The sequence below is a fragment of the Alistipes sp. genome, from assembly GCF_048465635.1.
Lineage (GTDB): Bacteria > Bacteroidota > Bacteroidia > Bacteroidales > Rikenellaceae > Alistipes.
On the sequence record NZ_DBFWLF010000029.1, the window covers coordinates 1 to 10,462 of the forward strand.

Genomic DNA, 10,462 nt, shown 5'->3' on the forward strand with positions numbered 1-10,462 from the left:
ACCGGACACCTGCTGATTCTGAGCTTCCGCATACGCGAAAAGGCCCATCGCAGCAATCAACGATAGTACAAGTTTTCTTACCATAAGCGTTAATTTTAATTAAGTTTTTAAAATAAAAACTCAACCCGCGCTTATGGACGACTTTTCGAGTACAATAAAATACAGATATACAGTGTGTTTACAATACTGTATGCGCATTCGGCAACCGATGGAGAGGTAACCCGAAAACCTTTGGCGCATGGAGGCTTCGAAACCGGCAAAAAAAAGGACGACCCGTCAAGGGGTCGTCCTTCGATGCGTTCGCTCAAAGCGAGCGTCAGAAGAGCCGGAATCCTCCGGCGCGCGAAGTCTTCCGCTGGGCGGCGTTCTTTACATCGCCCGGGATCGCTGCGCGCGTGAAGGTCATGACCTCCTGCACGGAGGTGTTGCTGACCATGCGGAACGAGTTGCCCGAAGCGTCGATGTCGATTTCGTAGCTCGCGCCCCAAGCCGAACCGTCGGAGTAGACCCCCGAAACAGTCCGGTTGTCGAAGCGGTAGGAGCCTGCGTAACGCTCCCAGATCGGTTTCTCGAACTTCTGGTAGATCATGTACGAACGATCGGCATTGAAGGTGACATAAATGTCGAAATCGGCGGGTGCTTCGCCGCTCCATGCCGAGAGATGCCAGTCTCCGGCAATCAGCTGGTAGTAGGGCGAATCGGTGTTCTCTCCGGGGCCGTCATTGCCTCCGTCGTCGCTCGAAGAGCAGCCGGCCAGCAGGAAGAGCGTGAAGGCCGCAAGCAATAAATAATAGGTCTTTTTCATCTTGTTTCCGTGTTTTTAGAACCAACCTCCGTTGCCGGTTTCGACCGAACGGGCGATGACGGCGAACTCCTTGGTAACCACCTGTCCGCCCATGTTGCCGCCCGTGCCGACCGTCGAACCGCCGGCGATCGCCTTGACCTTGATGCGGGCGCATCCCGGCTTGGTGCAACGGAAATCCAGACGGCCGTAGGAGATGACCGGATCGGACGACATGCCGAGCTTATCCTTATCCTGCTGCGAGATTTCGACCCCTGTGTAGGTCAGATTCTCCGAACTGCCGCCGAAGTAGCGGCTCAGATCGAGCAGCTGTTTCTTCCCGACAGCGGCCCGCAGGCAGGGCGTTCCCTCGATCTGCATGAGCAGCTGGTAGGCATCGATCGAACCCGTTCCCATCTTCTTGCTGTATGAGGAGAGCGAAACGCCGTTCTTCGAACCGATCAGGTAGGGTTCCAAGTCGTTGACCGAGGTGAGCAGCATGGTCTTGAACTCGTCGAGCGTGAAGTGTTTACCCTTCTTCAACGCATAGGAGAGTCCGAGTGCCGCGACGCCCGAAACATGCGGGCAGGCCATCGAAGTACCCTGCATGTAACCATAATCGGACCCTTTGAAGGAGCTGTTCTCCGAAGGAACGGTCGAGAGGACCTGCGCGAAGTTCTGATCCGCATCGGCGCTGACCGAGTAGTCGCCGCCCGGAGCCGCGATGTTGCAGCCGGGACCGTAGTTGGTGTAGTAGGCCGGCACGTAGTCGGGACCGAACGACGTCACGGCGATGTAGTCGCGGTAGGCTCCCGGATACCCGCAGACATTCCTCCCGTCGTTGCCGGCGGCGAAGATGACCACCCCGCCGTCGACGGCGCTGCAATTCTTGCTCTCGATGAAGTATTTGATGGCATTGTATTGCACCCCGGCGCGAAGCTGCCAGGTGTTGTCCGAGGTGTAGGCCCCCGCCTCGCTGCCGAACGAGCACTGGATGATCGCCGCGCCGTTGTCGGCGGCATACTTGATCGCTTCGGCCGAAGTGGAGAGCGCACCCGAAGCGGCGTCGTTGCCCGAGAAAATCTGGCAGGACATGATCTTCACACCGTCGTTGTGCCCCGTGCCGCCGGCTACGCCGCAGACGCCCAACCCGTTGTTGTTGACGGCCGCCACCGTGCCGGCCACATGCGTGCCGTGGCCCGAATCGCCCTTGTTCTCGCCGTCGACCCACGCTTCGCGGGTCCAGCTGATCGGACCCCGCGTCACGAAGTTGAAGCCGTGGACGTCGTCCTTATATCCGTTCCCGTCGTCGTCGGAATTGTTTCCGTCCGTCTCGTCCGCGTTGGTCCACATGTTCGCGGCCAGGTCGGGGTGGGTGTATTTCACGCCCTCGTCCACCACGGCCACGATCACCTGGGGATCGCCTCCGGTCAGCGACCAGGCGTCCTTGACGTTGATGTCCGCGCCCCGGCGGGCCGTTGCGCAAATCGTCCGATCGGCCATATTCACGTAGTGCCACTGGCGACCGCTCTGGGGATCGTTGAACGGGATGCCCGCCGCACGGGTCTCGACGGCCTCTTTCAGCGGGGCGGCATGACCTGTCGGAACCAGCTGGAGACGGGTGTCGAACTGGATGTTTTCGACCTGAGCGACCTGGGCGAGCTTCAGCGCGGAGCGTGTCAGGTCGGCCTCGCGGTCGAACGAGATCACATACCACTTGTGCAGGCCCGCAGCGCGGGTGCGTTCCTCGTGTTTGGCCGTATAGGGGAACAGGCGGCGGAGCGATACCACATTCAGATCCGCGAGCACCGCGTCAACGGGAGCGATGCCCGAACGGGTGGCGACTTCGCCGCTGCGGGTGGCCCGGGTCGTAGTCTGCTCGATGCGATCGAGCGACTGGTCGTCGAAGCAGACGATCAGCGACCCCTCGACGGCCTGCTGGGCTGTGTTGACCAGTTTCCGTTGCGCGGCCGACGGAGCAGGAGCGTCCGCCTCCGGCTCCGTGAGCGGATCGGCGGTACATGCGGCGAGCAGCAGGGCTGCGAAAAGCAGCAATTTTTTGTAAGCCATAATTCGTTTTTTTAGAAATGAGGAGCCGGACCCTCGCGGGCCGGCTCCCCGGTTAACGGTTGTTGTCCCGCGTTACATGCGGATCATTCATAGGATCAGTTCATTTTGACCGTTGAATTCATCGAACCCTGATTGCCGTAGCCTCCGCCCACGTACCAGTCCGCTACGATGGTGAACGTCTTGGTAGCGGCGTCGTAGGGACAGGTCTTCGCACAGAGGAAGTACATGGGAGCGCCCGGCTCGTAGTCGCCGATATAGAACTGAATCTGATTGCCGTTCTCGATGCCGACCGGATGGAACTCGGCGCCTTTGTCCCACGTGAAGGTAAAATCGTCCTCGCCCCACGCCTCCGGGAAGCGGTACTGGTCCAGGATGGCCGAATACTCCAACGACTGCCGCCACGGATTCTTAAAAAGGGGACACGTCATCACGCCCTCATCGACCACGGCCCAGTCAGATTTCATCAGCTTGAGAGTATAGACCGCCGTGCCGTAAGGCCGCTCGGTGTAGTAGTCGGCGAAGGCTTCGTCAACGGTGATCGTGAGCTGGTAGGTCACGAAAGGCTTCATCTGTTCCGTGCCGATCACCAATTCGGCCTCCTCCTGACCGGCTGCGAAATGAACCGTCTCGGGAATGGTGAAAGCCTCGGGTGCGGTCGTGGAGACATGGATGGGCACATTGGCCTCCTGCGTAAACTCGGTACGGGTTACCGATAGGGTGAACTGATTATCGTCGGGAGCCAACTCCGCGGAAGCAGGGTTGTCTGCCGGGAAATAAACGTCTTGGCAATCCTCCGGCGTTACGGGCGAGGGATCACGCGTAACGTCATCGTCACAGGACGCAAACAGCGCTGTCGCCAAAAAGATGAACAGGTATTTTTTCATGATGCGTGTTTTTTCGAAGTTAAACATTTACCGTCAGTCCGTAATGCCGTCGAGCAGACCGGCGCCTTGTCCGGGCTTCGGCACGGTGCTGATGTTGTTCTGATCGGGCGAAATGCCTTCGTTGGCGTTGATCTCCCCGTTGGGGATCGTGCAGAGGAAGCTGGGATCTTCGGCCGGAATGTTGAATTTGAACAGATCGGGGAAGTTGGACGTGCGTCCCGAGTGGAAGCGCACCAGCGGCTTCTTCAGGCGCATCAGGTCCATCGGGGCGAAACCTTCGCCCCATAGTTCGATGCGGCGCTGGAGCCATACCGCGTTCTGGAACTCCTGCGGCGTGGAGGCCTTGCACGTATAGGAGGGGTCGCGGTAAGTCTTCACGAAGCTCTCCAGCAACTGCTTGCCTCCGTTCAGGTCGCCGCTCATGCCCGTAGCTTCCGCCTGGATGAGAAGCATCTCCTCGGCACGCATCAGCGGCCAGTCGCCGGCACTTTTGGTCGTTCCGATCACGTCGTCGGTCGGTCCGAACTTCACGTTGGTATAAGGCTCGAATTTCTGCTTGACCTGCGAAATTTCCAGCGATCCGATCGGCGTGTTGGGATAGCCCTGCCAGCGGAGGTTGTCGATCAGCGGGGATTTCAGGTTCTCATCCACCCACCAGCCCTTGCGGACGTCGGTTGCGGGAATCTTTTGGTAGAACTCGACGTTGCAACGCGCATACGTCCCTAATTTCGTAGTGAATAAACCGCCGTTGAGCGAGCAGAGCCAACTTTGCCAGGTGGCACGCTCGCCGCCGGCTACCAGGTCGTTTTCATCGATCTCGCAACCCCAGATCCAGGCGTGCGACACACTCTGGAAGGAGGGCTTGCTTACCTCGTCGCGCGTGTAGGGCGTGTAGCCCGACATGGCCTTTGCCGCATCGGCAGCAGCCTGCTGCCACTCGTTCATCACCAGATAGACGCGGGCACGAAGACCGTAAGCCACACGCTGGTCGATGGTCGAAGCGTTGGGCCGGTTGAAACCTTCAAGCAGCGCGATGGCGTTGTTCAAGTCCTCAATAATCCGCGCGTAAACCGCACTTACCGACGCGCGGGGATTGTTTCCCGCCTGCTCGGCCGTCATATCGTCGAGCACCATCGGAATCGAGGGTTCGTCCTCATGCCCCTTGTAGGTGAACTGGAAACGCTGCACCAGGCCGAAGAGCGTGAAGGCGCGCGCACCGAGCGCCTGCCCGCGGTAGTATTTCAGCGTCTGGTTCTCCGTGTCGGGAGCGATGGCCGAGAGAATGTCGTTGGCCGCCTTGAGGTAGTTGTAATAGAAGGTCCACTCGATGTAGGGAACGATGTAATTGGGGTCGCGGTCCGTATAGGAGCAGGCCGGATTGTACCAGTTGTAGTTGTTGTCCACACACACCATATCGGGACCGTTGTAATCGTAGGCGATGCAGACCGACGGATACCCGAAGTCGATCCAGTAGTAGTTGGTTCCACCCACTGAGAACTGTGAGAACATCGTCGACGCCAGGTTCGCCACGTCGGCCGCGATACGCTCGGGCATCATCTCGATGACTTCCTGCTTCTGCTGGTCGGTAACGGTCCCGCCTTCGGGCAGGGTGTCGACATTACAGGCAGCAAGCAGCGTGGAAACGACGAAAAGCGATGCTATTTTCAAATTCATTTTCATACTTTTTTGCTTTATGGAGTTAGAACGTGATATTGAGTCCGCCCGACAGCGTACGCAGTGCGCCGTAGTTGGCGGTCTCCAGCTCGGAGGTTCCGCCGAAGGAGCGGCGGGGGTCCAGACCGTCGAGTTTCGAGAAGACGGCCACGTTGTCTGCCGAGAAATAGAGTCGGACGGAGCCGATACCCAGCTTGTTGGTCCACTTCTTGGGCAACGTGTAGCCTACCGTAACATTGTTAAGCGCCAGGTAGTTCGAATTTACCAGGAACCGCGAGGAGTAGGATTCGTAGGAGCTGTCGGAAGCGCACAGACGCGGCACGTCGGTATCCCGGTTGTCGGGCGTCCAGCGGTTGAGGATGTCCGTATGCCAGTTGTTACCCATGTTGTCGCCGAAGTGCATCAGGTCGAGGTAGGAGCGGTCGAGCACCTTGCCGCCTAGCTGGTAGGAGAACTGGAGCGAAATGTCCACTCCGTAAAAGTTCAGCGAAGTGCCGAAACCGCCGTATACCGAGGGAAGGGTCGTTCCCAGGTCGCTCTGCTTGGCCGACGCGTAATTGGTGGTCGAGTAGTCGTCGTTGTCCGGGTCGGCATAATAGAGCGCGACGCCCGTGTCGGGATCGACCCCGGCATAGACCTTCAGGTAGGAGTCGTAGAGCGTGCCGCCCACCTTGCGGATTGCGGTCGAATATTCGAGGCCCGTTTCGGGAATCTCGCTCGACAGCGAAAGAATCTCGTTTTTGAGGTGCGTCAGGTTGAGGTTGACGTTCCAGACGAAGTTCTTGTAACGCAGCACGTCTGCCTGAAGTTCGATTTCGAGACCCGAGTTGCGGATCGAACCCACGTTCATCGGCACGTGGTCGTAACCCACCGAAATGGGCGTCGGCTTGTTGTAAAGCAGATCGGTGGTCTTTTTGTTGAAGTACTCAATGTTACCCGACAGACGGTTCTGGAAGAAGCTGAACTCGGCGCCGACGTTGAAGTTGTGCGACGTTTCCCACGTAATCTCGGGATTGCCCTTGTAGGTGAGACCCAGCGCGAAACTGCCGTTGACGCTACTTACGCCGTACTGATCCATGTAGGGATAGTCGTTGGGCAGGTTGTCGTTACCCTGAACACCGTACGAAATCTTGAATTTCAGCTCGTCCAGCCAGCCGGAGGTCGAAGCGAGGAACTTCTCCTTGCTGAGCAGCCAGGCACCGCCGACCGACCAGAAGTTACCCCAGCGGCGGTCGGGATGGAAGCGCGACGAAGCGTCGCGGCGGTAGGATGCCGAGAAGAAATACTTGTCGTCGTAGTCGTACTGGGCGCGGAACAGAATACCCTGCGTCTTGTAGTAGTCCGTCTTGGAGTTGGCCGAAGGCTTTTCGTAGACCGTGTTGTTCAGCTCGCCCACATTCGGGTTGTAGAGCTTCTTGTTGAAGCCCGAGAGTTCCTGCCAGCGGACGCTGTAATGCTCGAAACCGGCCAGCAGGTCCAGCGTGTGCTTCTGGGCGAAGGTGTGGTTGTAGGTGGCGATATACTGCTGGTTGATGCCGAACGTGCGCTTGTGCTCCACCGTTACGGCGCCCTCGTCGCCCTTGTAGTTGCCGTAGAAGGCGTTATAGAGGTTCGACGAACGCGTGTTGGTCACGTCGGCACTGATGTTGGCCTTGACTTTCAGGCCCTCATAGAGTTCCGCCTCGGCGAACCACTGTCCCGTGAAGACGTCGTTGTAAGCGTGATACTTGTTCAGCTTGAGGTCCATCATCGGGTTCGAACCGCCGCCAAAGTCACGCTGCTGCCCGGTGTTTGTACCGGCGTCGTAAACCGGGTAGCCCAGGTCGTCGTACATGATGTTGCCCTCCACATCGCGTGCGTACATCGGGTAGATCGGAGCGATCATGTTGGCCAGGTAGAAGGCACTGCCGCTGCTGCCCGGATTGCGCAAATCATAGTAGGTGTAGCTCATCGAACTGCCGACCTTCAGCCACTTCTTGGCCTGATAATCGGCTTTCAGACGGGCCGAGTAGCGCGTGAAGCCCGAACCGTCGACCAGACCCGAATCGTCGAGGTAACCGGCGGACAGGTAGTAGTTTAGTCGTTCCGTCGCGCCGGCGACCGAGATGTTGTACTCCTGACGCAGGTTGCCCTGGCCGAAGAGTTCGTCGTTCCAGTCGTCGGGCGTGTAGTAGTAGGTCCCGTCCGAATAACCCAGCTGGGCGTTGGGGTTGAGTTTTCCGTTCGTTCCGATGAAATATTCACCGGCAGGGATGCGGTATACCTGATAACCTACGCCGCCGTTGTCCTTCGACAACAGGGCGGCATTGGCGTGCGAATGAGCGGCGATCGCATCGTCTCCCGCCTGTGCATACTGGTTGTAAAGCGCCTCGTAACCCAGCTCGTAGTAGAGACCCGGGTCCTCGATGACGTTGTACTTGGGAATCGCGCGCGAATTGCTGCCCCACTTGGCGTCGAACGTCACGCGGGCGTCGCGCGTCTTACCGCGCTTGGTGGTGATGATGATAACGCCGTTGGCGCCGCGCGCACCGTAGATGGCGGCCGCCGAAGCATCCTTAAGGACCGATACCGATTCGATGTCGGCTGTGTTGATCGCATTCATCGAACCGCTGTAAGGTACGCCGTCGACGATATACAACGGGTCGGAATAGGCGGCCATCGAACCGAATCCGCGAATTTTAATGGTCGAGGTGGCACCGGGCTGGCCGTTGCTCGAGACGGCCTGCACACCGGCCACCTGACCCGTCAGGGCGTTGGTCACGTTGGTCACCTGACGTTTACCGATAGCCTCCGACTTCACGATGGCGGCCGATCCGGTGAAAGCCTCCTTCTTGGCCGTACCGTATGCCACGACGATCACGTCGTCGATCGCCTGGGTATCCTCTTTCAGGGATACGTTGACCCGTGTTTTACCGGCAATGGAAACCGTCTGGGTTTGGTAGCCGATGAACGAGACGGTCAGCGAACCGTTGCCCGGAGCCGAGACCGTAAAGCTGCCGTCCGCATTGGTGGTCGTACCAACCTGTGTACCATCGACCATCACCGTTGCTCCCGCAACCGGCTGGCCGTCGGGGCCGGAAACCGTACCGGACACCTGCTGGTTCTGAGCTTCCGCAAGCGCGAAAAGCCCCATCGCAGCAATCAACGATAGTACAAGTTTTCTTACCATAAGCATTGATTTTAGTTTGATTTTAAAATAAAAAATGACGATGCGGATTTGGGAGGCTAATAATCATGATATCAATAAGTAAGCTATGTGACGATGCTTGAAGGGCAGGACATGTGTCAACTGGCTGACAATGAGCTGCCGTCCGCGGCCCGTGCCTTGCATCTGCTTCCAAACTGTTACCAAATAGTTACCGGTATCCGCTCCAAATGGCCACAAATACGCCGTACAGGCCGGTTTATGCGTTAATCGGAAGTTACTAATTCATTACCTTTGGCGCGAAGCAAAAGCAACGGATAGAAGATGAGAAACACATTCAAAGTACTGTTTTACGTCAAGAAGAAAGCGCCGCTGCGCAGCGGCGAGGTCCCGGTCATGGGACGCATCACCATCAACGGGCAGCGCGTGCAGTTCGCCACGCAGATCGCCGTCCTGCCCGAGAACTGGAACACGGAACTGGGCCGCGTCAACGGCCGCGGAGCGAACGCCATCCGCATCAACGAGCGGCTCGACAACATTCGCTACCACGTCGAAAGGTGTTATCGCACATTATTTTACGAACACGCCTCGGTAACGCCTCAGATGGTCAAGGAATCCTATTTCGGGCTCAATACGCCCGGCCACTCCCTCCTCTGTTTCTTCAGGCAGCACAACGAGGAGTTCCGCCGGATGGTCGGCGTGTCGCGTTCGAAGACGACTTATTATAAATATAGGTGTGTCTGCTCCCACCTCGAGTCCTACGTCCTCAAGCGTTACGGAAGGCGCGACCTGTTGTTCAAGGAGCTTGACCGCGACTTTCTCACCGGGTTCCACGCCTACATCATCCAAGAGTGCCGCTACAAGAAAAACACGACCTGGGTCTACATGATCGCGCTCAAACACATCCTCATGCTGGCCCGCTCGCGGGGACATCTGTCGAAGGACCTCTTTGCCAACTACAAACTCCACAGCGAGTTCGTTTCGCGCAGCTACCTCTCCAACGGCGAGATCACCAAACTGCTGAACCTTCCGCTCGAGGACCGCACGCTGCAACTGGTGCGCGACGCCTTTCTCTTCAGCTGCTTCACGGGGCTTTCCTATATAGATATATGCGACCTGACGGCGGGCAACATCAAGCAGGATCGCAACACCCTGTGGATCAGCACCACCCGACGCAAAACAGGCTCCGAGGTCAACGTGCGCCTCTTCTCCGTCCCCCACGCCATCCTGCTGCGCTATGCGCCGGAAGGGCGTGGCAAGCCGATTTTCGACCTCCCGAGCAACGGCTGGTGCAACGTCTGCCTGAACAGAATAGCCGCTCAGGCGGGTTTCGACAAGCCGGTCACCTTCCACACGGCCCGCCATACGTTCGCCACAACGATCACCCTGTCGCAGGGAGTGGCTATCGAAACGATCAGTAAACTTTTGGGGCATAAGAACATACGCACTACGCAAATCTATGCGACTATCACCCACTCGAAGCTCGACGGAGAGATGGAGCGTCTGTCGAAGCGCATCGATACACTATATGCCAAAAGGACGCAAAAAGAGGCCTTTTAGTCAGAATGGCAAGTATTTTTTCAGAAAACCGCGTTGGAATTGCGGTTTTTTCGTATATTGTGAAAAAATAACACGCAAACGCCGATTACGGATTGTAAGCAGATTGGCAGAGATTTTAAGAAATATGTAATTATAATTTGCTAATTCGCTAAAAATACGTCACGTTGGTAAATATTTTTAATAATTTATTTGTAAATGACCACGGCAATCTTTATCTTTGTTCGTGAACTTTTTATTTTAAAAACTTAATTAAAATTAACGCTTATGGTAAGAAAACTTGTACTATCGTTGATTGCTGCGATGGGCCTTTTCGCGTATGCGGAAGCTCAGAATCAGCAGGTGTCCGGT

Annotated in this window: 6 protein-coding genes; 1 reads left to right on the top strand and 5 read right to left on the bottom strand. The window is 57.1% G+C overall.

Annotation, left to right across the window (positions count from 1 at the left end; all coding sequences use genetic code 11):
• Window positions 1-316 precede the first annotated feature (316 nt).
• From ACMO9O_RS11235 to ACMO9O_RS11255, 5 genes are all read right to left on the bottom strand, one after another.
• Window positions 317-805 carry a hypothetical protein gene (locus ACMO9O_RS11235; RefSeq protein WP_418983960.1) on the bottom strand — a complete coding sequence of 163 codons (489 nt, stop codon included), beginning with the start codon at window positions 803-805 and terminating at the stop codon, window positions 317-319.
• A gap of 15 nt (window positions 806-820) precedes the next feature.
• Window positions 821-2,851, bottom strand: coding sequence for a S8 family serine peptidase (locus ACMO9O_RS11240; protein ID WP_418983961.1), 2,031 nt, complete (start codon window positions 2,849-2,851; stop codon window positions 821-823).
• Between the two features lie 95 nt (window positions 2,852-2,946).
• Window positions 2,947-3,735, bottom strand: coding sequence for a hypothetical protein (locus ACMO9O_RS11245; RefSeq protein WP_418983962.1), 789 nt, complete (start codon window positions 3,733-3,735; stop codon window positions 2,947-2,949).
• A gap of 33 nt (window positions 3,736-3,768) precedes the next feature.
• Entirely contained in the window at window positions 3,769-5,415 is a 1,647-nt protein-coding gene (locus ACMO9O_RS11250; RefSeq protein WP_418983963.1) for a RagB/SusD family nutrient uptake outer membrane protein, read from the bottom strand.
• Window positions 5,416-5,434: 19 nt separating this feature from the next.
• Window positions 5,435-8,578, bottom strand: coding sequence for a SusC/RagA family TonB-linked outer membrane protein (locus ACMO9O_RS11255; protein ID WP_418983964.1), 3,144 nt, complete (start codon window positions 8,576-8,578; stop codon window positions 5,435-5,437).
• Window positions 8,579-8,878: 300 nt separating this feature from the next.
• On the opposite strand from ACMO9O_RS11255, the gene ACMO9O_RS11260 reads away from it, so the two are divergent.
• Window positions 8,879-10,114 carry a site-specific integrase gene (locus ACMO9O_RS11260; protein ID WP_418983965.1) on the top strand — a complete coding sequence of 412 codons (1,236 nt, stop codon included), beginning with the start codon at window positions 8,879-8,881 and terminating at the stop codon, window positions 10,112-10,114.
• The last annotated feature ends 348 nt before the right edge of the window (window positions 10,115-10,462 follow it).